The 523-nt window shown below is 43.4% G+C and carries 1 protein-coding gene and 1 pseudogene; one reads left to right on the top strand and one right to left on the bottom strand.

The window, feature by feature from the left end:
• Positions 1 to 217, top strand: a 217-nt coding sequence (locus GNY06_RS13400) for a hypothetical protein (protein WP_176589939.1), incomplete at its 5' end; no start/stop codon positions are given.
• Here GNY06_RS13400 and GNY06_RS15475 read toward each other — a convergent pair.
• Positions 157 to 523, bottom strand: a pseudogene (locus tag GNY06_RS15475) (transposase); the annotation flags it as partial. The gene GNY06_RS13400 and the pseudogene GNY06_RS15475 sit on opposite strands and share 61 nt — an antisense overlap.

Here is a 523-nt window from a genome sequence, read left to right as displayed (position 1 = left end):
GGGGGGGGGGGGGGGGGGGGGGGGGGGGGGGGGGGGGGGGGGGGGGGGGGGGGGGGGGGGGGGGGGGGGGGGGGGGGGGGGGGGTTGGTGGGTGGTGGGTGGGTTGGTTGGGGGGGGGATGATGGTATGGTATTTTAGTTTATTGGTGATTTTTTTAGTATTTATTGTTTTTATTATTCTGGATTTTATTTTTGAAAATGCTACAAAATCGTGTTGATTTTTTATCATCGCAACAGACAGTTTTATCTTTGAATAGTTGAATAAATCAACTTTGAATTCTTTGCTAATATATCCTCTATCTCATATTAATATACAATTTTTAAAATTATTTTTCACATCATTCTAGTCGTTAACATCATGGACATTTGCAGGGGAAAAATCATACGAATGATAGATCCCGTTTTTGTCACATACGGAATGAAGTTTATAGCCAAAATACCGTGTTTTCTGTGCTGCACAATAGCCAAAAGTGGATTTAAGATCTTCTGTAGAACAAATCCCAGAACGATTGGCTCTACTGATT

This window comes from Elizabethkingia argenteiflava (genome assembly GCF_009904105.1).
GTDB classification, from domain to species: Bacteria; Bacteroidota; Bacteroidia; order Flavobacteriales; family Weeksellaceae; genus Elizabethkingia; species Elizabethkingia argenteiflava.
This window is presented reverse-complemented; position numbering and strand designations above follow the sequence as displayed.